The sequence below is a fragment of the Thioclava sp. IC9 genome, from assembly GCF_002213225.1.
Classification (GTDB): Bacteria; Pseudomonadota; Alphaproteobacteria; order Rhodobacterales; family Rhodobacteraceae; genus Thioclava; species Thioclava nitratireducens.
The window spans coordinates 935,138-960,061 of record NZ_NBNX01000001.1; the positions used below are offsets into that span (position 1 = coordinate 935,138).

At 63.4% G+C, this 24,924-nt stretch carries 23 protein-coding genes; 11 read left to right on the forward strand and 12 right to left on the reverse strand.

Features of this window, described 5'->3' with window-relative positions; translation table 11 throughout:
* The first annotated feature begins 393 nt into the window (after positions 1-393).
* On the forward strand, positions 394-1,131 hold the full coding sequence (locus B6V76_RS04285; RefSeq protein ID WP_088726749.1) for an invasion associated locus B family protein: 738 nt from the start codon (positions 394-396) through the stop codon (positions 1,129-1,131).
* A 72-nt stretch (positions 1,132-1,203) separates the two neighbouring features.
* Here B6V76_RS04285 and B6V76_RS04290 read toward each other — a convergent pair whose 3' ends face one another.
* From B6V76_RS04290 to B6V76_RS04305, 4 genes are read right to left on the reverse strand one after another with little or no spacing between them, the layout of a single operon-like run.
* A complete protein-coding gene (locus B6V76_RS04290; protein ID WP_088726750.1) occupies positions 1,204-2,409 on the reverse strand; it encodes a beta-ketoacyl-[acyl-carrier-protein] synthase family protein in 1,206 nt (401 codons plus the stop codon).
* Positions 2,409-2,690 (reverse strand): acyl carrier protein, encoded by a 282-nt coding sequence (locus B6V76_RS04295; protein ID WP_088726751.1) that lies wholly within the window; start codon positions 2,688-2,690, stop codon positions 2,409-2,411. Before B6V76_RS04295 ends, B6V76_RS04290 begins: the two co-directional genes overlap by 1 nt.
* Positions 2,691-2,698: 8 nt before the next feature.
* Complete coding sequence (locus B6V76_RS04300; RefSeq protein ID WP_075774622.1) at positions 2,699-3,799, reverse strand: UDP-3-O-(3-hydroxymyristoyl)glucosamine N-acyltransferase; 1,101 nt, start codon at positions 3,797-3,799, stop codon at positions 2,699-2,701.
* 56 nt (positions 3,800-3,855) lie between these two features.
* On the reverse strand, positions 3,856-5,496 hold the full coding sequence (locus tag B6V76_RS04305) for a L,D-transpeptidase family protein (RefSeq protein ID WP_088718819.1): 1,641 nt from the start codon (positions 5,494-5,496) through the stop codon (positions 3,856-3,858).
* Between the two features lie 367 nt (positions 5,497-5,863).
* Between B6V76_RS04305 and B6V76_RS04310 the strand changes: the two genes are divergently transcribed.
* Both B6V76_RS04310 and B6V76_RS04315 read left to right on the forward strand, forming a co-directional pair.
* Positions 5,864-6,418 carry a DUF882 domain-containing protein gene (locus B6V76_RS04310; RefSeq protein ID WP_075774621.1) on the forward strand — a complete coding sequence of 185 codons (555 nt, stop codon included), beginning with the start codon at positions 5,864-5,866 and terminating at the stop codon, positions 6,416-6,418.
* Positions 6,419-6,619: 201 nt separating this feature from the next.
* Complete coding sequence (locus tag B6V76_RS04315) at positions 6,620-7,201, forward strand: DsrE family protein (RefSeq protein ID WP_088718820.1); 582 nt, start codon at positions 6,620-6,622, stop codon at positions 7,199-7,201.
* Positions 7,202-7,301: 100 nt separating this feature from the next.
* On the opposite strand, the gene B6V76_RS04320 is transcribed toward B6V76_RS04315, so the two are convergent.
* The 6 genes from B6V76_RS04320 to B6V76_RS04345 all read right to left on the reverse strand — a co-directional run bounded on the left by B6V76_RS04320 (position 7,302) and on the right by B6V76_RS04345 (position 13,306).
* A complete protein-coding gene (locus B6V76_RS04320; protein WP_077701192.1) occupies positions 7,302-7,655 on the reverse strand; it encodes a cytochrome C oxidase subunit IV family protein in 354 nt (117 codons plus the stop codon).
* Positions 7,655-8,269 (reverse strand): cytochrome c oxidase subunit 3, encoded by a 615-nt coding sequence (locus B6V76_RS04325; protein ID WP_199224666.1) that lies wholly within the window; start codon positions 8,267-8,269, stop codon positions 7,655-7,657. Before B6V76_RS04325 ends, B6V76_RS04320 begins: the two co-directional genes overlap by 1 nt.
* An 8-nt stretch (positions 8,270-8,277) precedes the next feature.
* Positions 8,278-10,341, reverse strand: a complete 2,064-nt coding sequence (locus B6V76_RS04330) for a cbb3-type cytochrome c oxidase subunit I (protein WP_088718822.1) — start codon at positions 10,339-10,341, stop codon at positions 8,278-8,280.
* Complete coding sequence (locus tag B6V76_RS04335; protein ID WP_088721714.1) at positions 10,338-11,297, reverse strand: cytochrome ubiquinol oxidase subunit II; 960 nt, start codon at positions 11,295-11,297, stop codon at positions 10,338-10,340. Before B6V76_RS04335 ends, B6V76_RS04330 begins: the two co-directional genes overlap by 4 nt.
* Before the next feature lie 479 nt (positions 11,298-11,776).
* On the reverse strand, positions 11,777-12,424 hold the full coding sequence (locus B6V76_RS04340) for a Crp/Fnr family transcriptional regulator (protein WP_075774617.1): 648 nt from the start codon (positions 12,422-12,424) through the stop codon (positions 11,777-11,779).
* A 201-nt stretch (positions 12,425-12,625) separates the two neighbouring features.
* The gene (locus B6V76_RS04345; protein ID WP_088726752.1) at positions 12,626-13,306 is read right to left on the reverse strand and encodes a Crp/Fnr family transcriptional regulator; all 681 of its coding nucleotides are present in this window, start codon (positions 13,304-13,306) and stop codon (positions 12,626-12,628) included.
* Positions 13,307-13,760: 454 nt separating this feature from the next.
* Here B6V76_RS04345 and B6V76_RS04350 point away from each other — a divergent pair, with 454 nt between their 5' ends.
* On the forward strand, positions 13,761-14,147 hold the full coding sequence (locus tag B6V76_RS04350; protein WP_141104876.1) for a response regulator: 387 nt from the start codon (positions 13,761-13,763) through the stop codon (positions 14,145-14,147).
* Between the two features lie 205 nt (positions 14,148-14,352).
* A complete protein-coding gene (locus tag B6V76_RS04355) occupies positions 14,353-15,870 on the forward strand; it encodes an acetyl-CoA hydrolase/transferase family protein (protein ID WP_088726754.1) in 1,518 nt (505 codons plus the stop codon).
* Between the two features lie 268 nt (positions 15,871-16,138).
* On the opposite strand, the gene B6V76_RS04360 is transcribed toward B6V76_RS04355, so the two are convergent.
* Together B6V76_RS04360 and B6V76_RS04365 are read right to left on the reverse strand one after the other, a co-directional pair.
* Positions 16,139-17,059 carry a manganese-dependent inorganic pyrophosphatase gene (locus tag B6V76_RS04360; protein ID WP_075774613.1) on the reverse strand — a complete coding sequence of 307 codons (921 nt, stop codon included), beginning with the start codon at positions 17,057-17,059 and terminating at the stop codon, positions 16,139-16,141.
* 160 nt (positions 17,060-17,219) lie between these two features.
* Positions 17,220-18,221 (reverse strand): TraB/GumN family protein, encoded by a 1,002-nt coding sequence (locus tag B6V76_RS04365; RefSeq protein ID WP_088726755.1) that lies wholly within the window; start codon positions 18,219-18,221, stop codon positions 17,220-17,222.
* 198 nt (positions 18,222-18,419) lie between these two features.
* On the opposite strand from B6V76_RS04365, the gene groES reads away from it, so the two are divergent.
* The 6 genes from groES (at position 18,420) to B6V76_RS04395 (ending at position 24,876) form a co-directional block, all read left to right on the forward strand.
* The gene (gene groES / locus B6V76_RS04370) at positions 18,420-18,707 is read left to right on the forward strand and encodes a co-chaperone GroES (protein WP_075774612.1); all 288 of its coding nucleotides are present in this window, start codon (positions 18,420-18,422) and stop codon (positions 18,705-18,707) included.
* Positions 18,708-18,772: 65 nt separating this feature from the next.
* The gene (gene groL, locus B6V76_RS04375; RefSeq protein ID WP_075774611.1) at positions 18,773-20,416 is read left to right on the forward strand and encodes a chaperonin GroEL; all 1,644 of its coding nucleotides are present in this window, start codon (positions 18,773-18,775) and stop codon (positions 20,414-20,416) included.
* Positions 20,417-20,584: 168 nt separating this feature from the next.
* Entirely contained in the window at positions 20,585-21,724 is a 1,140-nt protein-coding gene (locus tag B6V76_RS04380) for a hypothetical protein (RefSeq protein ID WP_088726756.1), read from the forward strand.
* Between the two features lie 73 nt (positions 21,725-21,797).
* Positions 21,798-22,466 carry an HAD family hydrolase gene (locus B6V76_RS04385; protein ID WP_075774609.1) on the forward strand — a complete coding sequence of 223 codons (669 nt, stop codon included), beginning with the start codon at positions 21,798-21,800 and terminating at the stop codon, positions 22,464-22,466.
* A 5-nt stretch (positions 22,467-22,471) separates the two neighbouring features.
* On the forward strand, positions 22,472-23,419 hold the full coding sequence (locus B6V76_RS04390) for a sugar-binding transcriptional regulator (RefSeq protein ID WP_077701190.1): 948 nt from the start codon (positions 22,472-22,474) through the stop codon (positions 23,417-23,419).
* A 137-nt stretch (positions 23,420-23,556) separates the two neighbouring features.
* Entirely contained in the window at positions 23,557-24,876 is a 1,320-nt protein-coding gene (locus B6V76_RS04395) for a sugar ABC transporter substrate-binding protein (protein WP_075774607.1), read from the forward strand.
* Positions 24,877-24,924: the final 48 nt, after the last annotated feature.

Sequence of the window (24,924 nt, forward strand, 5' to 3'; positions counted from 1 at the left end):
CGCCGCGCGCCTCATCCCCTCACCGCGCGTAACACTTCCTCAACTTTGCCTGTTGACCTGTGAAAAATTACAGCCTAGCGTGGCGTCAATGACGAAGTCGGCCAGTCCGACAGGGGGAAAAGGAAGGGGTCCTGAACGGGCCCCTTTCGCTTGGAAAGCCCCGCTATCGTGGCCCCGAAACGCCCCGTCACACCCGCGCCCGTCGCGGATGAATCGCCCCTCTGAGCCTCTCGGCATTTCCCGCTCACAGCCAGCCCGACGCGCGCGTCCCGGCACCTCACGAAACTGTGGCAGCATGCCGCCTATCCGTGAGCGCGGCTGCCGAATTCATCACTGACAGCGCCGCGGACCCGTGTTAAGCCTTCGCCCAATACGTTTCAGGAGAAGAGTAATATGTCTCAACTGACGAAACCGCTCGCCCTCGCTCTGGCCCTCGGCCTTGCAAGCGGGGCTTGGGCACAAGACACCACGTCGAGCGACACCTCCACGACCCCGTCGGCGGATGTGACCGCAGGCGCAAGCGCCGATGGCACGACGGCCCCGGCCGCGGATGCGACCAACACCGATCAGGCGACCGACGGCCAGACCGCGCCCGATGCGGCTGCGGACGCCCCGACCATGCCCGGCGCCGACCAGCAGGCCCAGAAGCCGCAGGAGCCGCAGACCTACGTCAAGGCGACCTACGAAGACTGGGAGCTGCAATGCGCCAAGTCGCCCGACGGCAAGGATCCCTGCCAGATGTACCAGGTGATCAAGGACCAGAATGGCGGCAACGTGGCCGACATCTCGGTGATCGGCCTGCCCGATGGCAGCCAGGCCGCAGCCGGCCTCACCATCATGGTGCCGATCCAGACGCTCCTGTCGCAGAACCTCGTGATGCAGGTCGATGGCGGCAAGCCGATGGTCTACCCCTATTCCTTCTGCGACCCGCGGATGATGGGCTGCTTCGCCCGTTTCGGTGTCAGCAAGGCCGAACTGGACTCGCTCAAGAAAGGCAGCAAGGCGACGATCACGATCACGCCGCTGTCCAACCCGCAGCAGAAGGTGAAAGCGGATATCTCGCTCAAGGGCTTCACCAAGGCCTTCGAGGAAACCGTGAAAACCAACAAGGAAAATGGCATTCAGCAGTAAGCTGGAGGGATGAGCTTTGGCTCATAACCATTTGAGTTCAAAGACGCCGCGCCCGATCCGGGCGCGGCGTTTTCATATCGCACGCAGCGCGAGAACCGCGTTGAGCCCACCGAAGGCGAAAGCATTGGACAGCGCCGCGCCGACCTGTGCCTTGCGGGCGGTATTGGGCACGTAATCGAGATCGCAGTCGGGATCGGGTGTGGTGTAATTCGCCGTGGGCGCGATCACCCCGTCGCCAAGCGCCATCAGGCAGGCGATCAGCTCCACCGCCCCCGTGCCGCCGATGCAGTGGCCGTGCAGCGCCTTGGTCGAGGAAACCGCAACCTGATCGGCCGTCGGGCCTAGCGCCGCGCGGATCGCGGCTGTCTCGATCCGGTCATTGGCCGCCGTGCCGGTACCGTGGGCGTTGATATAGCCGACCTCTTCAGGCGCCATAGCCGCATCGCGCAGCGCGCCTGAGATCGCCGCGCTCGCCCCCTCGCGCGAGGGCATTACGACGTCACGCGCATCGGAATTCATCGCGAAGCCCGCGATCTCGGCCAAGGGCCGCGCGCCGCGCGCCTCGGCGCTTTCCAGCGTTTCGATCACGAAAACGCCCGCGCCCTCGCCCTGCACCATGCCGTTGCGATCCGCCGAAAACGGGCGGCAGCCATCGGGCGACATCACCCGCAGCCCTTCCCACGCTTTCAGCCCACCGAAATTGAGCATCGCTTCCGAGCCGCCCGCGAGCATCCCCTCGGCCATGCCGGAACGCACCATCTGGAAGGCGAGGCCGATCGCGTGGTTCGAACTGGCGCAGGCGGTGGCGACGGCGAAGCTCGGCCCCTGCAGCCCGTAGCGGATCGAGAGATGCGAAGGCGCGGAATTGCCCATCAGCTTGGGCACCGTCAGCGGGTGAACGCGGTTCTTTTGGTCGGCAAAAACAGCGCGATAGGCGTTGTTCGCGGTGGTGTGTCCCCCGCCCGCCGTGCCGATGATGCAGCCCCAGGACGCGGGATCGGGGGCGCGCTCCAGCCCGGCTTGAGCCATCGCCTCCGCCCCCGCGACCAGCGCGTATTGGGTGAAAGGATCGTATTGCGCGAGCTGCGCCGAGGTGAAGCGGCTGGTGGCATCGAAGCCGTGGATCTGGCCGCCGATGCGAATGCTCAACCGCTCCACATCAGCGAAGGAGAGCGGCCCGATACCGCTGCGCCCCTCCGCCATGGCCGTCTTGGTTGCCGCAACGCCCTCTCCAAGCGCGTTGATCGTGCCCGCGCCCGTGATGACGACGCGCCGCATCAGGCGACGGCGGTCGAGGGTTTGCCACCCGAGACGAGACGCTCCACCGCGCCGACGATCGCCCCGATCGAGGACATGTCGAATTGCGAGGCGGCGGGCTCGTTGGCGTTGAAAGGCACCGAAACGTCGAACGTCTCTTCGATGGCGAAGATCACCTCCACCAGACCGAGACTGTCGAGCCCCAATTCCTCGAGGGTCATTTCGGGCGAAAGCTCGGAGGGCTCACGAAGGGCTTCGCGGGCGATGATCGAGAAAACCTGGTCTTGCACGTCTGGCCTCATATCTGGCGTTACTCCGTGCCGCCTTTTTGCGTGAGTTTCGTAACAGTTTCTCGAAGCTCGGCCATTTGCGCAAACAATCTCGGCAGTCTGCGCAGAGATTTGTTGATCTCGAGCTGCGTTTCCATCTTCACCGCCGGGCTGCCCCAGATCGTGCGGCCCTTCGGCACGTTGGTGTAGATATTGGTCCCGCCCGCCGCGATCACGTCGTCGCCCACGGTAATATTGTCCGACACGCCGCATTGGCCTGCGAGCACCACGCGGTGCCCGATCCGGGTGGAGCCCGCGACACCGACCTGCCCGCAGAGCAGACAATCCTCGCCGACCTGCACGTTGTGACCGATATGGACGAGGTTATCGAGCTTGCTGCCCGAGCCGATGGCCGTCGCGCGCACGGTGCCACGGTCGATGCAGGTATTGGCGCCGATCTCGACATCGTCGCCGATCTCGACCGTTCCCAGAGAATGGATGCGGGTCCATTTCTGCTCGGTGATCTCTTCGCGCTGCTCGAGCGTTTGGCGGATTTCCTCGACGCCGGAGGGATCGGGCGTGACGAAGGAAAACCCGTCCGAGCCGATCACCGCGCCGGGCTGGCAGACGAACCGGTCGCCGATCACCACCTGCGCGCCGATGCGCACGCCGGCATGGATCAGCGCCTCGGCCCCGATCCGGGCGCCCTCACCGATCGTGACCTGCCCGACGATGCGCGCGCCCGGGCCGATCCGCACGTCCGGCCCGACGATGGTGAACGGACCGATGGCCGCGTCCGCGCCGATCACGGCGGTCGGGTCGATCACGCAGGAGGGGTGAACGCCGGAGGCGATCGAGGGGCCCGGGTCGAAGGCTTTCGACAGCCCCGCCATCGCGAGCCGGGGCCGGGTCACGAAAACCGCGGCCTCCAGCCCGTAGGCGCGCCAATCCGCGCCTTCCCATACCAGCGCGGCGCGGGCCTTCCCGGCTTGCAGACCTTCGGCGTATTTCTCGCTCATCGCCAGCGCGATCTGGTCGGGCCCCGCAGCGGCGGGCTCGGAAGCTCCCGTCACCTCGATCGTCAGGTCGCCTTCGGCGCGGGCCTCCAGCGCCTTCGCGATTTGCTCGATTGTCTGGGACATTGCCGATCCTCTCATGGTCGCTTGGGGGCGGGAGTACCGCCCCCGTTGCCAGAGATTTAGCTGTCCTGCGTACCCAATTCCACCCCGGCCTTTTGCAGCGCGTCGAAGAGGATCGCGTCACGCCCGTAGACGTCGCGGCGATACTCGACATGGCCGGTCGCGGTCGGCCAGGCGGTGAAGTAGGTCAGGTGCACGGGAACGTGCTTTTCCAGCGGTACCACAGTTTCGCGCCCCGAATTGAGGATGCGCTTGAACTCCGCCTCGGGATTGTCGCTTTGCGCGCTCAGAAGGGTATACGCCAGATCGAAGGGGTCGCCGACGCGCACGCAGCCGTGGCTGAACGCCCGCGTCTCTTTCTGGAAGAGCGATTTCGACGGCGTGTCGTGCAGGTAGATATTCCAGCGGTTCGGGAACAGGAATTTCACCAGCCCGAGCGCGTTGCGGCTCGATGGCGGCTCTTTCATCGCGAAGGGGAAGTTGCTCGCATTATAAGCCGCGAAATTCACCGCCGAGCGTGGCACGACCCGGCCTTGGCTGTCGATCAATTGAAGCTGGCTCGCCGCGTTCGGATTGCGCTGCATCTTCGGCAGATATTCCTTGGTCACGATCGAGCGCGGCACATGCCATGCCGGGTTGATGACCATCCGCTCCATTTCGTCGGAGAACTCCGGCGTGCGGCGATCCGAGCTATTCTGCCCGACCACCGTGACCGAGCGGAAAATGGTCTTTCCATGATCGACCACGCGAACCGAAAAATCGGTGATGTTGACCCAGACGTAGCGTTGCGAGAAATCGATGCCGTTCATCCAGCGCAGACGCTCCATCGCGACGAGGATGGATTTCATCCGCGCTTCCGGGCTCTTGTTCAACTCGCCCAGCGTGCTCGGCCCGGCGATGCCGTCGGTCGCGAGCCCCTGATCGGCCTGGTAGGCCTGCACCGCCTTCTGCATATCGGCGTCGTAACTCGCGCTGGCGGTGCGGCCCAGATAGCCCATCTTCTGCAGCCGGTTCCGAAGCGCGATCACGTCCGGCCCGCTGTCGCCGGGCTCGAGCTTGGAGCCGGGCACCGTCGGCCCCCAGCCACCCGCTTCTATCTGATGCTCCAGATCGAGACGCGCTTTCACGAGCTGCGCATATTGCGGCATCTGCGGAGCGAGTTCGCGCAGGAACAGCGCGGGGTTCGTCGAGGCCGCGAAGGCAGTGATCCGGGCCTCGGGATCGGCGCGCTTGGGTTCGCGCTTGATATCGGAAATCACGCTGTGCGGATCGAGCACGCCATGCGACAGGTCATGCGCGTAATCGAGGAAGATCTGGCTCATCTTCACTTCGAGCAGACCGCGCTGGCGCTCGGACTGGACGGCGGCGAAGGCGACACGCAGACCCGCGGGATCGTAATGCGCGGTCGGAAGTCCCTGCAGGCTCGACAGGTCGAGCGCACGCATGAAGGCCGCGCGGCGATCGGCATCCCCGGCGGCGGTCCAGATCGGTCGGTAATCGCGCGCGGCGTAGAAGGCGGCGAGGGCGGGAGTCTTGGCGGCGGCTTCGGCGACAGCTTGGGTGAATCCCGAGAGTTCGACCCCTGCCAATGGCGACATGGCCCCTTGGGCGGCGATCTGGGCAGTGCCTTGCGCCTGGGCGCCGGCGGCGAGCGTAGCCAGCGCGAAGGCCAGCCCTATCTTACGGAAATTGCGCGTCATGGCGTCTAAACCCCTGCCCGGACCCTTCGTTCCAGATGTTCCAAACTTACCCGCAACTGTCCAGCGAAGCGTTGCCTGCGCGCAACGAATTGAGCCGAGGCCCGAGGAAAGATGCAGGCGCGCAACAGCGCCTTTCCTCCACCCGGGGCCGCGGCCTCGCGCCGCTCCCACATGGCTGGGAGGAGAATTTTACTACCGGCAGGCGAATTTTTGCCGACCCGCCTCGTTATGGCAAAGATGCATCAGTTCCGTTCTTTATCGATTAATCGGTCTATGCCATAAGAAGTGAGAAGTTTGGGTCTACCATCCCTCAACCGCCCGAAACAGGGCGGGTAAATCGAGAGACAGGCGAACACAGGAACTTGCTATGACGACGATTTCCCGGCGCGGCCTTCTGGGCGCATTTGCTGCGACCATGGTGACGGCAGCCCCCACCATGAGTAACGCTTTCGGTCTACTCAAGGGCGCTGGGGATATCCGACGGATCAAGATGTATAACGGTCGTACCGGCGAGACGCTCGACACCGTTTACTGGATCGAAGGCGAGTATATCCCGGACGCGCTGAAGGAAATCACCTACTTCGCCCGCGACTGGCGCACCAACCAGCTGAAAAACATCGACGCGCGCACCGTGGACATCGCGGCGGCCGCACACAACCTGATGGAATCGAACGAACCTTACATGCTGCTCTCGGGCTACCGCTCGCCCAAGACCAACGCGATGCTGCGCGCCCGCTCGAAAGGCGTCGCGAAGAACTCGCTGCACATGAAGGGGCTGGCGATGGACCTGCGGCTGAAGTCGCGCTCGGTCAGCCAGATGTACAAGGCAGCGACCGCCTGCCATGCCGGCGGCGTGGGCAAGTACTCGCGCTCGAACTTCGTGCATATGGATTGCGGTCCGGTGCGGCACTGGGGCTCCTGAGCCCCGCCTCCACCGTCTAGGCCACCCTGAACGCCGCTTATTCGAGCGGCGTTTTTCTTTGCGTTCTCGCGCCCGAACCTGCGCTCACAAAAACTGGATCGCGCGTGAGAAATCGTAGAGGAACGTGCGCCCCCGTCTCCGGATTGTCCCTGAGCTGCGATTTCGCAGCCCGAAGGCACCTGCAATCCGAGGAGTTTCCCGATGCGCTATCCCGCCCGCCTCGTCATCCCCTATTTCGCCGCGATCGCGCTTGGCAGCACCATGGCCTATGCCGCCTCGGACGATCCCGGAACCGGCTCCGGTCAGACCGAATGGATCAACCCGGTCGTGAAGGATTACGGCAAGATGCATCCCGTGCCCGATGGCGCGCTGACCCCTGACCCGAAAAAGGACTGGAAGATCGTCTTCGACGTCGGCGGCGACAAGACGATGGAAGACGGCGTGAACGCGGCGCTCTGGCATGTCGCGCGCGCGGTCAACGTCTACGGCAATGCGGGCGTCGACAAGGAGCATCGCAAGTTCGCGGTGGTGCTGCACGGCGCGGCGACCAAGCTCGCCCTCTCGCCGGAAGCGTATAAGAAGAAATTCGGTAACGATGATCCAGACACGAAGCTCAAGAAGGAGCTCGCGGAGGCAGGCGTCACGCTCTACGTCTGCGGGCAGGCGCTGGCCGATCACGGCTTCAGCGAGGATCAGGTCGGGCCGAATGTGGATGTGGCGCTCTCCGCGCTGGCGGCGGTTCCGGTGCTCGAGAGCCAAGGCTACCAGCTTTTCCCGATGTAACCGCGCAGCAAAGGCGGACATGAAAAAACGCGGGCAGTTTTCGCTGCCCGCGTCTCTTTTTGTCTTGGCGGCGCGGGACCGAAGGCCCCGGCCCCTCGGCTCACATGCTGCCGGCGCCCATACCCATCCGGCTTGCCAGATCGGCCAGCACCCAGACGGTGCCCGCGGCCATAAGGATGATGAGCAGGAAGGTGAACAGCACCAGATACAGGTCCGGCCGCGCCTCTTTCGAGAAATCGAGGTGCATGAAGGCCCAGAACTGGATCACCAGCTGCGCGATGCCGAGCAGCCCCACGAGGGACCATGCGACACCGACCGAGAACATGCCGCCCGCGACGATCACGACGCCTGCGAGCGTCAGGACCACCGAGAGGGCGAAGCCCCAGACATAGCGCGCCATGTCGTGCTTGTACTCAGCCGAGTCCATGCCGACGTCGGAGTTGATATAGTCCATCACAGCACCCCCATCAGGTAGACTTTCGTGAACAGCGCGATCCAGACGATGTCCAGCATGTGCCAGAACAGGCCCAGACGCACGAGACGCGACTTGATCAGGTCGTTCATCCCGAAGGTCTTCATCTGAACCATCAGCAGGATGCCCCAGATGATACCCGAGGTGACGTGCAGACCGTGCAGCCCCACCAGCGAGTAATAGGCGGTCAGGAAGCCCGACACTTGCGGCGTGTTGCCCTCGGTCCAGAACTCGTGGAATTCGTAGAGTTCGATCCCGAGGAAGATCGCGCCGAGTGCCAGCGTCAGGACGAGCCAACCCACGGTGCGCTTCATCGACGCGCCGTATTTCATCCCCAGCGTGCAGATGCCGAAGGTGAAGGTCGAGATCAGCAGCGCCATCGTCTCGATCGTGGGCAGGCCGAGGCTGAACAGCTCATGCGGGCTCGGCCCGTTCGCGATGCCGTGCCATTCGGCATCGGCGTAGTTGGCGATCATCAGCGAGAAGGCGATGAGATCCGACATCAGGAAGATCCAGAAGCCGAAGATCACCGTGCCCGTCTTGTCGTGATGGCCGTGATCGTGGGAGGCAGCGTGCGCTGCCCCCGTGTTGCTCATAGTTGCACTCATACCTGCGTCTCCATGATCAGGCCGCGGTTCTTGGTGGTGAACTCATCGTCGAGCCGGATTTGCGGCGTGGTTTCGACGAGGCGCTTATGGGCTTCATAGCCCTCGCGCAGTTCTTCCGCAGTGATGGTTTCTTCCCAATCGGTGTCGTAGGAGCGGATCAGCACCAGCACCCACATGGCCACGAAGCCCACTGCCGCGATCAGCCACATCTGGAAGATCATGGCGAACGCGAAGAGCGTCGCGACCAGGCCCACGAGGAAGGGCATACCGGTCGGCTTCGGCAGATGGATGTCGACGAACTCGGTCGGATCCATGATCCGCTTGCCCGCTTCCTTCGCATCGACCCACGGCTCGCGCGAGGTCATCGCGGGAATGGTGGTGAAGTCGTATTCCGGCACCGGGCAGCCCAGCGACCATTCGATACCACGACCGTCCCACGGATCGCCCGCCGGCACCATCAGGCTCTCACGGTTCTTGACCGAGACCCAGATCTGGATGACCTGCGCGGTCAGCCCGGCCAGCACGCAGAGCGCGCCGAGCATCGCGATCACCAGCCACGGGAAGTAGGCCGGCTCGGTGAAGAAGGCCATGCGGCGCGGCGCGCCCATCAGGCCGATCGCGTAGAGCGGCATGAAGGCCCCGTAGAAGCCGATCATCCACAGCCAGAAGCTGCGACGGCCCCATTTCTCGTCCAGGCGGAAGCCGAAGCAGAGCGGGAACCAGAAGTTCACGGCCGCGAACATACCGAACAGCAGGCCCGGGATGAGCATGTTGTGGAAGTGCGCCACCAGGAACAGCGAGTTGTGGGTTGCGAAGTCGATCGTCGGGTTGGCGAGCATGACGCCCGTGATCCCGCCGATCACGAAGGTGAAGATGAAGCCGGTGGAGAACAGCATCGCGGTCGAGAACCGCAGCTTGCCGCGCCACATCGTCAGCATCCAGTTGAAGACCTTCACGCCCGTCGGCACGCCGATCGTCATCGTGGCGATCCCGAAGATCGCGTTCAGGTTGGCCGTCTGGCCCATGGTGAAGAAGTGGTGCACCCAGACGGTGAAGGACAGCACTGCGATGGCAATGGTGGCCCAGACCAGCGAGGTGTAGCCGTAGATCTTCTTGCCCGAGAAGGTCGGGATGACTTCCGAAAACACGCCGAAGGCCGGCAGGATCAGGATGTAGACTTCCGGGTGACCGAACAGCCAGAACATGTTGGCGAAGTTCATCATGTTCCCGCCTTGGGTGGCGGTGAAGAAGTGGAAGCCCGCCTGACGGTCAAGCGCCAGCATCAGCGAGGCCACCGTCAGCGGCATCATCGCGAAGATCATCAGGATCGCAGTGCACAGCGTCGCCCAGGCGAAGATCGACATGTCGAACAGTTTCATGCCGGGGGCACGCTGCTTGTAGATCGTCACGAGGAAGTTGATGCCGGAAAGCGTCGAGCCCACAGATGTCAGGCCCAGCGACCAGATCCAGTAATCCACGCCCTCGTTCGGCGACAGCTTGATGCCCGTGTAGGGCGGGTAAGCGGTCCAACCGCCGGTCTCGAAGTGACCGACGACGAGCGAGGCCATCACGAGCGCCGCACCGCCGATCGACAGCCAGAGCGAAACCGCGTTCATGAAGGGGAACTCCATGTCGCGCGCACCGATCTGGAGCGGCATGACGACGTTGATGACGCCGGTCAGGAAGGGCATCGCCACGAAGAAGATCATGATCGTGCCGTGGGTCGAGAACAGCTCTGCATGGTGTTCGACCGACAGGAAGCCCGGTGCGGGCGAGACCTGCTGGGCGCGCATCACGACCGCCTCAAGCACGCCGCGGATCAGCATGATCAGGGCAAGAACGATGTAGATGACGCCGATCTTCTTGTGATCGAGCGTAGTGATCCAGTTGGACCAGAGCGGTTTCCACCAGCCTTTGACGGTCAGCAGAACCATGACCGCGAGCGCGCCGAGCACGACGACGCCGCCGGCGCCGGCCGCGATCCCGGTGGACAGAGACGGCTCCGTAAAGAAGGGAACGATGAAGATATCGTTCCAGTCGAGACTACCAAGAATACTCATTGCGCGTCCCCTTGAGGTTGAATTTGCGAGACATGCAGCTCGTCGCGGATCGCGTCATCGATCTGTTTCTGCTCGGGCGCGTTGTCGGGAAGGATGGCGGCGCCACCATCGGTCAGCATGTCGGGGTTCATAGCCACCTTGTCCCAGAAACCGGTCTCCGGCGGCTCGAAGAGTTCAGGCCCCGACCAGGTCGCGGTTTTCTTGAACTGCTTCTCGAGCTGGGCGAAGGGGTGCTTGGGCTCTTGCAGGAAGGCGTTGAACTGATCCTGGCTCACCACGTCCACTTCGAACTTGTTGAGCGGGAAAGCCGCGCCGTTGAACTGGCTGTTGAAGCCATAGGTCTGCGACGGGTTCTCCGAGGTGGTCAGGTTCATCTTCGTCTTCATGCCGGGCATCGCGTAGATCTGGCCCGCGAGACGCGGAATCCAGAAGCTCTGCATCGCGCCGGTCGCGGTCAGGTCGAACTCGACCGGGGTGTTCTCGGGAAGAACCAGCCGGTTCACGGCGGCGACCTTGCCGGGATAGATGAACATCCATTTCCACTCGGAACCGATGACCTTCACATGCATCGGGTCCTTACCCGTCGGCTTGTAGGGGTCTTCGCCCTGCACGTGGCCCCAGGTGAGCCAGCCGACGATGAGGAAGGTGAGCGTGGCACCGCCCCAGATCACGACTTCGGCCCCAACCGAGTGTGCCCAGTTCGGGTCGTACTTGCCCTTGCCGCCATGGCGGCGATAGCGCATCGCGATCCACGGCGTACCGATCAGGATCGGCAACGTGATGGGCAGCATCCAGAGAAAGAAGCTGATCAAGTGCGCGCGTTCTCCGGCCGCGACCGGCCCGAGCGGGGTCATCACCCCGTTCTCCGCGCAACCTGACAGCCATGCAGCCGCGACGGTCAACAGGACCGGGGCAGCGAGGCGGCTGGGCCGCTTGTAGATTTTTTCAAACAACACGGAAATACCTTTCCTATTCCCTCTTCTTGGCGCGGGGGCATAGGGGTCTCTCGGGGGAGGCCGCGAGGGCTCCCATCCCGCGCGTTGCCTTCCACTCTAGGGCAGCGCCCTTGAGGTCAATCGGTCTTGACAAATTGTCGCAGGAACAGCCGCAAACATATGAAATATATGCACAATTTCCATCACAGTCCTGCGACACACGAAAAAATTCCCAATAAATAAAGGGGGTTGGGCTTGAACGCGCGCATCGAAACACAGGGGCAAACGGGCCAATCTCTCGCGCTTGTGATGCAGCGGTGAGCGATCCGTGAGCAAAATGAGCAACTTAGCCGATCACGCGCGCTTGAGGTCACGCCGGATGTGAGGGGCGTCGCCGGATGCGGGACTCGCTTTGGAGGCCTGATCTGGCCCTCCTGGGCGCTGTGTCGGACCGGCGCCAAACAAGGTCGCAGCGCGTCGTTTGGGCGACAGGGAAGAGCTTAGAGAGCGGCCGCCCGACGCAGCGCCGGAAGCGAGGAAATCCGTACGCGCCCGCCGGAGATGCGGAAGAGACCCTGATCGCGCAGACGGCGGATCGTCTTGTTGGTATGCACCAGCGAGAGCCCGAGCGAGTCTGCCACGACCTGCTGGGCAAAGGGGAACGGGGCGCTGTCCTTCTCGATCAGACCGACCGCCTCGGCGCGCTCCCATGCGTGCATCACGAACCAGGCGATGCCCTCGTTGGCGTTGCGCTGCCCGACGGAGGCCAGCCAGCCCGAAAGCCGCGTCAGTTCGCGCGTCATCAGCCAAAGAAGCGCAGTGTCGCGATCTGGGCCGTTGATCGCGGGTTGGCGCAGATCGGCCGGATCGAAGCTCGACAGTATCACCGGCGTGAGCGCCTCGTAGTAACTCGCCCCGGGGCCGTGCAGCACGCTCGTGAGGCCGCAGAGATCGCCGGGATAAACCAGCGCCTCGACCTGCCGACGCCCGTCTTCGATCAGAGTATAGCGCATGGCGATGCCGCGCTCGATCCGCGCGATCAGCGGCGTGGACTCGGGCAGAAGCGCCGCGCCCACGGGCACCGCGCGTTGCGAATGGGAAACGTCCGCCAGATTGGCGAAGTCAGATTTTCGAGACAGGTCTTCCAAGCTTGCTCGGTTCCGTTTTGTTAACTTATTCGAGGAAAGCCAGCATCTGCCGCGAAACCGATGAACGCGCTACGTCATAGGACATCGCTGCAGGTCTTTTCCGGTATTCCTCTGCGTCACCCTGCGAAAAATCGCTTTTCGCCTATGTGAAAAGCTTCGAGAATCGGTGTGCGGCTGCGGTCGGGCTGGGGAATTACGCCACTACAAATAGTAGCGTGGCTTCCCGGATCCGAGCTCGACGACTCCTATGTCGGCGAGCTTTTCCAGATCTGGCAGTTGGAGAATCCCCTGCGCCCACTGAACCAACCCTTCGCTGCGCAGGCGGGCGAGGGTCTTGTTGGTGTGAACCAGTGACAGCCCAAGCGCATCCGCAAGATCCTGCTGGCGGACGGGGAACGGCATCTTTCCATCGCGCACCAGCCCGGTCTGCATGCCGCGCTCGTAGAGCGTCACGAAGGCCCAAGCGAGCGCCTCGCGCGCCGAGCGCTGGCCAACCGTCACCAGCGCGTCGCCGAGGAAATGCTCCTCGCGCGCGACCTGCCATGTCAGCATCATCGCGCGCTGCGGCATTTTCGAGAACAGTTCCCAGACCTGTCTGCGGTCGAATACGCTGAGCTTCACCGGCGTCAGCGCCTCGGTCGTATGCGAGGCCACGCCCATCATGATCGCGTCGAGACCGATCAGATCGCCGGGAAAGAGGAAATTGAGCACCTGCCGCCGTCCGTCTTCCAGCATCCGGTAGCGCATCGCCTGACCCTCGAGCAGAGTGAAAAAGCGCTGCGGCTCGTTCCCTTCCATCACCACGGCCTGGCCCGAGGGCATCCGCAGCTCGCCCGCCCGGGCGGCTTCAGTGATCGCTTCTTCACACGGATCCGGCGCCATGAAGGCGGGATTATCGACGAAGGGGCAATTTCTACAGTTACTTGTCATGCCTTGGCTCACTTTTGCGTCATAAGGCAACGCGGATGGCCTTGGCGGGTTCCTTTCGATCTTCGGGAGGAAGCGAGTGTTTCCCGTTATTTGCCTCACGTTTCCGCCGACAGGCGTTCACGATGCTTTGTAGAGCCGGAAACAAGCGGCTAGACGAATTGCGAAGGTATGTCATAGTTAAATGACCCCGAAGATTATGACGTGCATTAAGGTTCACGAGGCCTCTCAGCGCACCGTCGACCGGGACTGACGCCTAAATTTCAGATGCGACGCCGGATCAACTACGATCCCTTCCCCCTTCGAACGCAGTTATCTGCAAGGACAGGATGCTGATGCCCCGGAATATCCAGCACGAACGAAGCGAGAATAGCGCAAGCGATGCCCGCCGCGCGGCTAGGCGGTCCTCGTGACTCTTTGTGCGCCACCTCGGATCGACGGCACCGCGCTGGTTCTCGAAGACGCAATGATCGTGGCCTATGACGCGGCCGCGATGCTAAGCGAATTCGGTGCGCGCGACGTGGTCATCTTCGGCACCGTCGATGAAGCGTTGCAGCACATCGCTGGCGGCAACGATATCTCGATGGCGCTGCTCGACATCAATCTCGGCGACGAAACCTCGCTGGAAGCTGCCAAGGCGCTGCGCGAACGCGCGGTGCCAATCCTCTATTCGACCGGCTATGATGAAAAATCCATGATGATGGATGGTTTCCCTGAAGGCAAAATACTGATCAAGCCCTTCACCGACGACGATTTCGCCCAAGCCCTGATTTCGATGGGGTTTGTCGAAGCCTGATCTCAACGCTCCCGGCGCCGCAAACTCTACGCCATGCGCCCAGCGACATCAGTCATGCGTCCATCGCATACCGGCCAAACATGGACATCCCGCGCAACCTCGCGTTCCTCGTCAGCGGAACACGAGGTCGCGCGGCGATGCGAGGCAGAGAGGAGCCCCGCTCCGCGCCATCGCGACCGAACCATCGCGAAGGAGGCGCTTGCTCATGAACCACACGATCCGCAAAGCCCATGCAGGGCTCGCCGCCAAGGTGATGTCCGCCGAAGACGCCGCCGCCCTGATCGACAATGGCGCGACGATCGGCATGTCGGGCTTCACCGGCTCGGGCTATCCCAAGGCGGTGCCGATGGCGCTCGCTTCCCGGATCGAGGCCGAGCACGCGGCGGGCCGCCCGTTCAAAGTGAAGATCTGGTCGGGCGCTTCGACGGGCCCCGAGCTGGACGGCGCTCTGGCCAAGGCCGACGGAATCGAATTCCGCCTACCCTACAATTCCGACCCGATCGCGCGCGAGCGGATCAATGCGGGTCAGATGAAATATTTCGACATGCACCTGAGCCAGGTCGCCCCGATGGCGTGGATGGGGTTCATGGGCAAGCTCGACACGGCGGTGATCGAGATTTCCGGCTTCACCGAGGATGGCAAGCTGATCCCGTCGAGCTCGGTCGGCAATAACAAGACGTGGCTCGACTGCGCTGACAAGATCATCCTCGAAGTGAACCGCTGGCAGTCACCGATGCTGGAGGGGATGCATGACATCTATTACGGCACCGCCCTGCCCCCGAACCGCGTGCCGATCCAGCTGGTGAAGCCTGACGACCGCATCGGCCAGACCTATTTCGAGGTCGATCCCGAGAAAGTCGTGGCCGTGGTCGAGACCGACGCGCCCGACCGCAACGCGCCCTTCAGCCCGCCCGATGCGGTGGCCGAGGCGATTGCGGGCCATATCCTCGACTTTCTCGGCAACGAGGTGAAACAGGGCCGCCTGCCCCGCGGGCTGCTGCCGCTGCAATCCGGCGTGGGCAACGTGCCGAACGCGGTGATGGCCGGGCTGATCGAGGCCCCCTTCGACCAGATGACCGCCTTCACCGAGGTCATTCAAGACGGGATGCTCGACATGATCGAGGCGGGCAAGCTGCGCATGGCCTCGGCTACCGCCTTTTCGCTCTCGCCCGAGAAGGCGCAGTATTTCAACTACAACGCCGCCTATTTCCGCGACAAGCTGATCCTGCGCCCGCAGGAAATCTCGAACCATCCAGAGCTGGTGCGCCGATTGGGCTGCATCGCGATGAACGGGCTGATCGAAGCGGATATCTATGGCAACGTGAACTCGACACATGTGATGGGCTCAAAGATCCAGAACGGCATCGGCGGTTCGGGCGATTTCGCGCGCAACGGCTATGTCTCGATCTTCATGACTCCGTCGGTCGCCAAAGGTGGTAAGATTTCGGCGATCGTGCCGATGGCCGCCCATGTCGATCACATCGCGCAGGACGTGCAGGTAATTGTGACCGAGCAGGGTCTGGCCGATCTGCGCGGGCTGTCTCCGAAGCAGCGTGCCGAGACGATCATCGAGACCTGCGCCCATCCCGCCTATCGCCCGATGCTGCGGGACTATTTCGAGCGCGCCAAGAAGGGCAGCTTCGCCAATCATGCCCCGAACCTGCTGGGCGAGGCGCTGAGATGGCACCAGCGCTTCGTGGAAACGGGGACGATGGAAGAGTGAGGCAATGAGTGGCGGGCCTGAGCCTCGGGTGGGCGCTTCGATCGGCGGGTGGCTTGGCGGTTTATCTCGCAAGCCCGAATGACGTTCGAGCCCGCGCTGACATCGCCAATGCGCCCTCCCGGGGGGAGGGTCGGGCGCGGCCCCGGGCTGGTCGCCCCGCGCCGGAGCAAAATGCTCCCGCTTCGCGATTGCGCCCGAACTGGGCGACCAAATCAGAAAAAGGGGCGCCCGACCGGACGCCCCTTCCCTATCTCAAATCTCGAAAAGCTCAGACCTTGAGCGACGGGATGATCTGCTTCTTGCGGCTCATCACGCCGGGCAGCACCACCGTGTCGCCCTCGACCGTGGCGTCGAAGCTCTTCTCGGCCACGCCCTTCACCAGATCGTTCGGCACCAGCAGCGTCGCCTCTTCCTTCAGGATGTCGATCACGAACAGGAGCACCTGATCGACGCCGTCTTCCTTCGCGACCTCTTCCATCGAGGTCATCAGCGAGGCCTTCCGGTCCAGCACCATCTTCGGCGCGGTGGTCTCCAGCACGGAAACGCGGAAGGTCGTGCCGTCGACCGGGTATTCCTTGGAATCCATCCGCAGCAGTTCTGCATCGGTGAAGGCGGAGACGTCCGATTTCGCTTCGAACATCTTCTCGGCCAGCTCGTGCATGTCGATGCCCAGATCGCTCGCCAGCGCGTCGCAGACGGCGCGGTCGTGATCGGTCGTGGTGGGCGAGCGGAATTCCAGCGTATCCGACAGGATGCAGCTGAGCATCGCGCCCTTGATGCCGCGCGGCGCTTTCGCCACGTCGTCGCCCATCAGATCGTAGAGGATGGTCGCGGTGCAGGCGAGCGGGCGCATCGTGATGTCGATCGGTCCCTTGGTCTCGATCCCGCCGGTCAGCTTGTGGTGATCGATGATCTGGATGACGTTGGCAGCGTTGATACCGCTCGGCAGCTCGGCGGGGTTGTTGGTGTCGACGACGACCACGTCCTCGCCTTCTTCCACGTCAGAGATGATCTCGGGCTTGTCGAGGCCCCAATGCTCGATGACGAAAGCCGCCTCGGTATTGGGCTCGCCCAGCAGGCAGGGCTTGGCCGGGGTGCCTTTGACTTCGTTGAGATACCACGCCCAGGCAATGGGCGAGCCGGTCGAGTCGGTGTCGGGGGCCTTGTGGCCGAAAACCTTAATCGTCATGGGGAGATCCTCTCGGATAATCAACTGTCGGCGCAGGTTATAGGCGCTGTGTCTGGGCTTGTCACCTAGGGGTCTGGCGATGCGGAAAGAGCCGCAAGCGAGCAACCGGACAGGCGCGGACCGGGGCGGGTCACCCCGGGGCAAACTGCATTTCGACGTCTCAGCTATCGAGCCGCTCGATGCTCCAGCCGTCCTTCTCGAGCAACCGCAACAACCCCTCTTTACCCGAAAGGTGCAGCGCGCCCACCGCGACCACGACCGGCCCCTGCTTCGCCGCGGCTTCGATCTTGGGCAGCCAGTTGCGGTTGCGGGCGACCATCAGCAGATCCTCGGAGAGCTTCATCTGGCGCTCGACCTCATCGGCATTCATGCCTGCCGTGACGGCCTGTTCGCGCGCCAGTTCCCAGATCAGGCGCGGTTCGCCCCGGAAATAGAGATCGCCCATCGTCACGCCCATATCGTCAGCCAAGGGCGCGCCGATCACTGCCGCGCGGAGCATTTCCAGCGCCTCGGTCTCGGTGATGCCGTTGAACAGCTTGAAGACAGTGTCCCACGGCTCCAGCGCCTCGACCGGCACGCCGTCGGCCTCGGCCTGCGTCATTACCTGCAGGTCCAGACCGCCCTCTCCCTTGGCGAGCTCGGCCGTGGCACAGGGCGGCAGCGACAGCGTCATCGCGACGAAAGCGGGGCGCATCTTGGCGGCGAGGAAAGCGGGCATCCCATGGGCCGCGAGCGCCGCCTTGGTCATGTTCCAGTCCTGCTCGGACATTATCTGTGGCAGGGTCTTGCCGGTCGAGAACATCAGCGTCGGGTCGGTCTGGATCGCGTGCTCCAGCCGCGCCTGCTCGTCCGGGCCCGCCTCCACCAGCAGCCGCGACGCTTTCTCGAGTGCCTTCGAGAGCGCCCCGACCAGCTTGTCATGACGCGGATCGGGCAGATGGTAGGTGCCGGCCAGCGTGATCTTTTCCGTGCCCTTGGTTGCAGAGAACAGCAACCCGCGAGAGAAGGGCGCGGAATCGGCGGCGGCTGTCAGCGCCTCCTGTTCGGCCTTGGGCAGCGCGTCAAAGATATTCGTGCCGCGGCACTCCGCCCATGCGGGCAGTGCGAGGCAGAGAGAAAGCGCGGGGGCCAGCAAAGGCCGAAGGAGCTTGGCGAATTTCATGAGGGCGAGAGTGCCACGCGATATGCGTTCCGCATAGAGGCGAAATCGCCGCGCCCCGATCGTTCGAATTGACGCAAAAAATTCGCTTTTCGGTTATTGACAGCCGCCCGCCTCAGTGACTAACTCCGCCATCGTTAGCACTCACCAATAACGAGTGCTAAAAGTTTTCGAACCTGGAACCTTTAGGGAGTGACCCAGATGGCATTCAAACCGCTTCATGACCGTGTGCTGGTCAAGCGCGTGGAGAGCGAAGAAAAAACCAAGGGTGGCCTGATCATCCCCGACAGCGCGAAAGAAAAGCCCGCAGAGGGTGAAGTCGTCGCAGTGGGTGACGGCGCACGCAAGGAATCGGGCGAGCTGATCGCACCGGGCGTCAAAGCTGGCGACCGCGTTCTCTTCGGCAAGTGGTCGGGCACGGAAGTGACCCTCGACGGCGAAGAGCTGCTCATCATGAAAGAAAGCGACATCATGGGCATCATCTCGTAAGGCGCCCTGCCCTTACCGAGATCCCCTGATATCCCAAGAACAACTCAGTCAAGGAGCCAACAAACATGGCAGCCAAGGACGTGAAATTCTCCACCGACGCCCGCGATCGTATGCTCGACGGCGTCAACATCCTCGCCGACGCGGTGAAGGTCACGCTGGGCCCGAAAGGCCGCAACGTCGTCATCGAAAAGTCGTTCGGTTCGCCGCGCATCACCAAAGACGGTGTGTCGGTCGCCAAAGAGATCGAACTTTCGGACAAGTTCGAGAACATGGGCGCGCAAATGGTGAAAGAAGTCGCCTCGCGCACCAATGACGAGGCTGGCGACGGCACCACCACCGCCACTGTGCTCGCTCAGGCGATCGTCAAGGACGGCCTGAAAGCCGTGGCCGCTGGCATGAACCCGATGGACCTCAAGCGCGGCATCGATCTCGCGACCTCGAAAGTCGTCGACGCGATCAAGAGCGCGGCCCGCCCGGTCAAGGACTCGGACGAAGTCGCTCAGGTCGGCACCATCTCGGCGAACGGCGAAGAAGCCATCGGCAAGATGATCGCCAACGCGATGCAGAAAGTCGGCAATGACGGCGTCATCACGGTGGAAGAAGCCCGCGGCATGGAGACCGAAGTCGAAGTCGTCGAAGGCATGCAGTTCGACCGCGGCTACCTGTCGCCCTACTTCGTGACCAACCCCGACAAGATGGTCGCGGAACTCGAAGACTGCTACATCCTGCTCCACGAGAAGAAGCTCTCGTCGCTGCAGCCGATGGTCCCGCTGCTCGAGCAGGTCATCCAGTCGCAAAAGCCGCTCCTCATCATCGCTGAAGACGTCGAAGGCGAAGCGCTCGCGACCCTCGTGGTCAACAAGCTGCGCGGCGGCCTTAAGATCGCAGCCGTGAAAGCACCGGGCTTCGGCGACCGCCGCAAGGCCATGCTGCAGGACATCGCGATCCTGACCGGCGGCCAGGTGATCTCGGAAGACCTCGGCATGAAGCTCGAGAACGTCGGCATGGACATGCTGGGCACCGCCAAGAAGGTGAGCATCACCAAGGACGACACCACCATCGTCGAAGGCGCTGGTGACAAGGCCGAGATCGAAGCGCGCGTCAGCCAGATCCGCACCCAGATCGAGGAAACCACCTCGGACTACGACCGCGAGAAGCTGCAAGAGCGCGTCGCGAAACTGGCCGGTGGCGTGGCTGTCATCCGCGTCGGCGGCATGACCGAAGTCGAAGTGAAAGAGCGCAAGGACCGTGTGGACGACGCTCTGAACGCGACCCGTGCGGCCGTTCAGGAAGGCATCGTTGTCGGCGGTGGCGTCAGCCTCGTTCAGGGCGCGAAAGTGCTCGCCGGTCTCTCCGGTGCGAACTCCGACCAGGAAGCCGGTATCGCGATCGTCAAGCGCGCCCTCGAAGCGCCGCTGCGTCAGATCGCAGAAAACGCCGGTGTGGACGGTGCTGTCGTGGCCGGCAAGGTCCGCGAGAGCGACGACCTGAACTTCGGCTTCAACGCGCAGACCGAAGAGTACGGCAACATGTTCGAGTTCGGCGTGATCGACCCGGCGAAAGTGACCCGCACCGCGCTCGAAGACGCGGCCTCGGTTGCTGGCCTGCTGATCACCACCGAAGCGATGATCGCCGAGAAGCCGGAGCCGAAAGGCGCTGGCGGTGCCCCCGACATGGGCGGCATGGGCGGCATGGGCGGCATGATGTAATCAGCCGTTCCCGCTTCAGGGATCTATGGGAAGGGGCGCTCCGGAAGGGGCGCCCCTTTTCACATGCGCAAATCGCAGGTTTTTATGCCCGTATTGAGCTATGTCACGTGGCCGTGAACGATTGGTGTTACACTTCCCCATCGTCAATTTCGCTGGAAGGCCCCGGTTATGTCGCGCAATTTCCTCGTCAAATCCCTCGCCTGCCTCGCTGTCGCTCTGGCCGCCTCGGTCGCGGCGGCCGAGGAAACTCAAGACTGGCGCTTCGGCGGCGACGCCTATCTCGCGGGCCGCACCGTGAGTGCCACGGGTGAGAACATCCACGATCTTTTCGCCGCTGGTCAGCACGTCACTATGGGTAGCCCGATCACGGGCGCGGCGCATCTCGCGGGCCAGAATATCGTGATCGGCGCACGGGTGGGCGGCGACCTTTATGCGGCGGGTCAGGATATCGACCTCGCGGCCCCGGTCGCGGGTGCGGCGACGCTCGCGGGTCAGGCGCTTACCGTCAAGGGGACGATCTCGGGCAACCTGCGCGCGATGGGGCAGCAGGTTCGGCTCGAGGCTCCTGTCGCGGGCAGCGCGGTCATCGGCGCCGACGAGGCGCTGATCGACGCCGAAATTTCGGGCGATCTCGTGCTGGGAACAAAGACCGTCACCTGGGGCGATGGCGCGACGGTCACAGGCAAGGTTCAGGTCTATACCGACACGCCCGGTGAGGTGACCGTCCCCTCCAGCGTCGCCCCGACCGAACGGGTAAGCATTCATCAGGCGAAGGAATTCGAAGAGGCGAAGGCACGCCCTGCCCCGGCGCGCAATTACCTGATCGAGATCCGCGACTGGCTGGGCGGCGTGCTCGTGGTCGGGATCGTGGCCACGCTTCTCGCGGTCTTCGCGCCGAGCTTGATGGACCGCATGCGCCGGCGCAGCCTCGCCCATCCCTTGCGCGCGGGCCTTGCGGGGTTCGTCGGGCTCTCGGCGCTCGTGGGGTCGATCTTGCTGCTTGCGATGACCGTGATCGGGCTGGTGCTGGTGCCGTTCTCGCTGCTCGGAGTGCTGGTGCTGGGCTTCGGCGGCTATATCGTGGGGATCTGGGTCATCGGCGCGTGGTTGCATGATCTGATCGGGCGCGGCCAGCCGGTCACGCCGGGCGAATGCGCCCTCGCGGCGTTCGGTGGCGCGGCGATCGGCGCGCTGATCTGGATCATCCCGTGGGTCGGTTGGCTCGGCGTGATGGCGATCTTCCTGTTCGGCGCGGGCGCGATCGTGCTTCGGGTGACCGGGATCGGTGCGCAGGAGGCCATGGTCTGACAGACCGTTCCCGCCTCTGGCCATCCCCGGTTTCGCACGCTATCGCTGCGCGAATGACAGGGGGGGAGGAACCATGACCGATCTGGTGATTTTCGACTGCGACGGGGTGCTGATCGATTCCGAGATCATTTCGGCGCAGATGCTGATCGACGAGCTGGCCACGCTGCAGGTGAATATCGACCTCGATTACGTCGCGCGCCATTTCCTCGGCCGGTCCTATCCCACGGTGATGAAGCAGATCCGCTCCGAGTTCGGGCTTGATCTTCCGGAGGAGTTCGAGGCGCAGTATCGCGCGCGTCTGCTCGACGCGTTCGAACGGGACCTGCGAGTGACTCAGGGCGTGGCCGATGTGCTGGAGGCACTCGACGTGCCATGGTGCGTGGCCACGTCGTCGAGCCTGCCGCGCGCCGAACGCTCGCTGGAAATCGCAGGCCTGCGCGACCGGGTGGGCGATCGGCTGTTCACCGCGAGCGAGGTCGCCCATGGAAAGCCCGCACCCGACCTGTTCCTGCACGCGGCGGAGAAGATGGGCGCGGCCCCTGCCCGCACGCTGGTGATCGAGGACAGCCTCAACGGCATTCGCGCAGGGCTTGCGGCGGGGATGGAAGTCTGGCGTTTCACCGGCGGCAGCCATCTGGCCGGGCGCGACCTGACGCCGCCCGAGGATGCCCGTCCGCATCGCGAATTTGCGCATTTCACCGAGTTCTTCCAGAATGGACTCATCAGGGAGAAAGAGTCGTGAGCCGTATGAATGAGGCCGAAACTTCGCGCGATGACGAGGCGGCACGGGCCGGATGGCTCTATTACGTCGGCGGCATGACGCAGGACCAGATCGCCGCCGAGCTTGGCGTGTCGCGCCAGCGCGCGCAGCGGCTGGTGAGCCGCGCGGTTTCAGAAGGACTGGTGCGGGTGCGGATCGAGCACAAGATCGGCGCCTGTCTGGAACTGGAAGCGGCGCTGATGCGTCGCTTTGGGCTGCAGACGGTGCGCGTCGCGCCGTCGCTGGGTGAACGCGGCGACCCGGCCACGGCCACCGCCGCTTTCGCCGCCACGCTTCTCGAACGGATCCTCGCACGGTCCGAGCCGCAGGTGATCGCCTTCGGGACGGGCCGCTCGCTCTCTGCGATGGTGAACGAGGTGATGCAGCGCCCCGCGACCGAGCACAAGATCGTCTCGCTGATCGGCAACATCGCCCCGGACGGTTCTGCCTCGTTCTATGACGTCATCATGCGGATGGCCGACAAGCTGCGCCTGCCGCATTATCCGATGCTGGTTCCGGTGATCTCGGAAACGGTGGAGGAACGTGCGATGTTCGACCGGCTCAAGCCGGTGCAGGCCGTAAAGCGGCTCGCGGCGGAGGCGGATGCGACCTTCGTCGGCGTCGGCCAGCTGGGCGAGGACGCGCCGGTGCACAAGGACGGCTTCGTCACCCTCGCCGAACTCGAGGAGCTGCGCGCGGCTGGCGGCGTGGGCGAGCTCGTGGGCTCGTTCTACGATGCGCAGGGCAACTACATCACCACTCCCACCACGACGCGTTTCGGCTCGTTCCGGATCGAACCCAAGCGTGACGCCCCGGTGATCGGCATCGCCGCTGGCAGCTCGAAACTGGTCGCGATTCGTGCCGCTCTGGCAGGCGGGCTTCTCAACGGGCTCGTGACCGACGAGCCGACGGCTCAGGCCCTGTTGGAAGACTGACGCCGAAACAAGGCGTTAGAGACGGCGTTCATAATAAATCAAGACATCGCAGTAATTCTTGATTGACAGCTTGGGTTCTGTTTGTGAATATTTTCTCACAGTTTGGGCATATGCTCAGACCGCAAGGGAGGAAATCTATGACTTATACGATCCGGGCGCTCATGGGCGCCTGTGCTCTCGGCGCGCTTGCGACTGCTGCGGCAGCCGAGACCACCATCACCGTCGCAACCGTGAACAACGGCGATATGGTCCGCATGCAGGGCCTGATGGACGACTTCTATGCCGAGCATCCCGACATCAAGGTGGAATGGGTCACGCTGGAAGAGAACGTCCTGCGCCAGAAGGTCACCACCGACATCGCCACCAAGGGCGGCCAGTTCGACGTGCTGACCATCGGCACCTACGAGGTTCCGATCTGGGGCAAGCAGGGCTGGCTTGTGCCGCTCGACGGCATGCCCGACAGCTATGACGTGAACGACCTGCTGCCGCAGATCCGCAAAGGCCTCACCGTGGATGGCAAGCTCTATGCAGCGCCCTTCTACGGCGAAAGCTCCTTCGTGATGTATCGCAAGGACCTGATGGAAAAGGCCGGGATGGAAATGCCCGAGAAGCCGACCTGGTCCGACATCGAAAAAGCCGCTGCCGCGATGACCGACAAGGACAATGAAGTCTACGGCATCTGTCTGCGCGGCAAGGCCGGTTGGGGCGAGAACGCCGCCTTCCTGACCACGATGGACAACTCGATGGGCGGACGTTGGTTCGACGAGAACTGGCAGCCGCAATTCAACACGGCCCCGTGGAAAGAGACCATGTCGCGTTACCTCGACATGATGAACAAATATGGCCCGCCCGGCGCGTCGGCCAACGGCTTCAACGAGAACCTCGCACTGTTCCAGCAGGGCAAATGCGGCATGTGGATCGACGCCACGGTGGCTGCGTCCTTCGTGACCAACCCCAAGGACTCGACCGTGGCCGACAAGGTCGGCTTCGCGCTCGCGCCGAACAAGGAAGGCGTCGACAAGCGCGCGAACTGGCTCTGGGCCTGGTCGCTGGCGATCCCGGCGGGCACCCAGAAGGAAGACGCCGCGAAGACCTTCATCGAATGGGCGACCTCGAAGCACTATACCGAGCTCGTGGCCGAGAAAGAGGGCTGGGCGAACGTGCCCCCGGGCACCCGCACCTCGCTCTACGAGAACCCGAAATATCTCGAAGCGGCCCCCTTCGCGAAGCTGACGCTGGACTCGATCAACGCGGCTGATCCGACCAATCCGACGGTCGATCCGGTTCCCTATACCGGCGTCCAGTTCGTCGCGATCCCCGAGTTCCAGGCGATCGGCACCGCCGTCGGCCAGCAGTTCTCGGCTGCGCTCGCAGGGCAAATCTCCGGCGATCAGGCACTGCAAAACGCACAGAGCCTGACCGAGCGCGAGATGAAGAAGGCCGGTTACATCAAGTAACCAGGCCCCTCCCCGGCCGGGGCGGTCATTTTTGGGTCTGACCGCCCC

What these genes read in the sequence shown, in the direction of transcription:
- B6V76_RS04285 (WP_088726749.1), top strand. Translation starts at nt 394, where the DNA reads ATGTCTCAACTGACGAAACCGCTCGCCCTCGCTCTGGCCCTCGGCCTT.
- B6V76_RS04290 (WP_088726750.1), bottom strand. Translation starts at nt 2,409, where the DNA reads ATGCGGCGCGTCGTCATCACGGGCGCGGGCACGATCAACGCGCTTGGA.
- B6V76_RS04295 (WP_088726751.1), bottom strand. Translation starts at nt 2,690, where the DNA reads ATGAGGCCAGACGTGCAAGACCAGGTTTTCTCGATCATCGCCCGCGAA.
- B6V76_RS04300 (WP_075774622.1), bottom strand. Translation starts at nt 3,799, where the DNA reads ATGTCCCAGACAATCGAGCAAATCGCGAAGGCGCTGGAGGCCCGCGCC.
- B6V76_RS04305 (WP_088718819.1), bottom strand. Translation starts at nt 5,496, where the DNA reads ATGACGCGCAATTTCCGTAAGATAGGGCTGGCCTTCGCGCTGGCTACG.
- B6V76_RS04310 (WP_075774621.1), top strand. Translation starts at nt 5,864, where the DNA reads ATGACGACGATTTCCCGGCGCGGCCTTCTGGGCGCATTTGCTGCGACC.
- B6V76_RS04315 (WP_088718820.1), top strand. Translation starts at nt 6,620, where the DNA reads ATGCGCTATCCCGCCCGCCTCGTCATCCCCTATTTCGCCGCGATCGCG.
- B6V76_RS04320 (WP_077701192.1), bottom strand. Translation starts at nt 7,655, where the DNA reads ATGGACTATATCAACTCCGACGTCGGCATGGACTCGGCTGAGTACAAG.
- B6V76_RS04325 (WP_199224666.1), bottom strand. Translation starts at nt 8,269, where the DNA reads ATGAGCAACACGGGGGCAGCGCACGCTGCCTCCCACGATCACGGCCAT.
- B6V76_RS04330 (WP_088718822.1), bottom strand. Translation starts at nt 10,341, where the DNA reads ATGAGTATTCTTGGTAGTCTCGACTGGAACGATATCTTCATCGTTCCC.
- B6V76_RS04345 (WP_088726752.1), bottom strand. Translation starts at nt 13,306, where the DNA reads ATGGCGCCGGATCCGTGTGAAGAAGCGATCACTGAAGCCGCCCGGGCG.
- B6V76_RS04355 (WP_088726754.1), top strand. Translation starts at nt 14,353, where the DNA reads ATGAACCACACGATCCGCAAAGCCCATGCAGGGCTCGCCGCCAAGGTG.
- B6V76_RS04360 (WP_075774613.1), bottom strand. Translation starts at nt 17,059, where the DNA reads ATGACGATTAAGGTTTTCGGCCACAAGGCCCCCGACACCGACTCGACC.
- B6V76_RS04365 (WP_088726755.1), bottom strand. Translation starts at nt 18,221, where the DNA reads ATGAAATTCGCCAAGCTCCTTCGGCCTTTGCTGGCCCCCGCGCTTTCT.
- groES (WP_075774612.1), top strand. Translation starts at nt 18,420, where the DNA reads ATGGCATTCAAACCGCTTCATGACCGTGTGCTGGTCAAGCGCGTGGAG.
- groL (WP_075774611.1), top strand. Translation starts at nt 18,773, where the DNA reads ATGGCAGCCAAGGACGTGAAATTCTCCACCGACGCCCGCGATCGTATG.
- B6V76_RS04380 (WP_088726756.1), top strand. Translation starts at nt 20,585, where the DNA reads ATGTCGCGCAATTTCCTCGTCAAATCCCTCGCCTGCCTCGCTGTCGCT.
- B6V76_RS04385 (WP_075774609.1), top strand. Translation starts at nt 21,798, where the DNA reads ATGACCGATCTGGTGATTTTCGACTGCGACGGGGTGCTGATCGATTCC.
- B6V76_RS04390 (WP_077701190.1), top strand. Translation starts at nt 22,472, where the DNA reads ATGAATGAGGCCGAAACTTCGCGCGATGACGAGGCGGCACGGGCCGGA.
- B6V76_RS04395 (WP_075774607.1), top strand. Translation starts at nt 23,557, where the DNA reads ATGACTTATACGATCCGGGCGCTCATGGGCGCCTGTGCTCTCGGCGCG.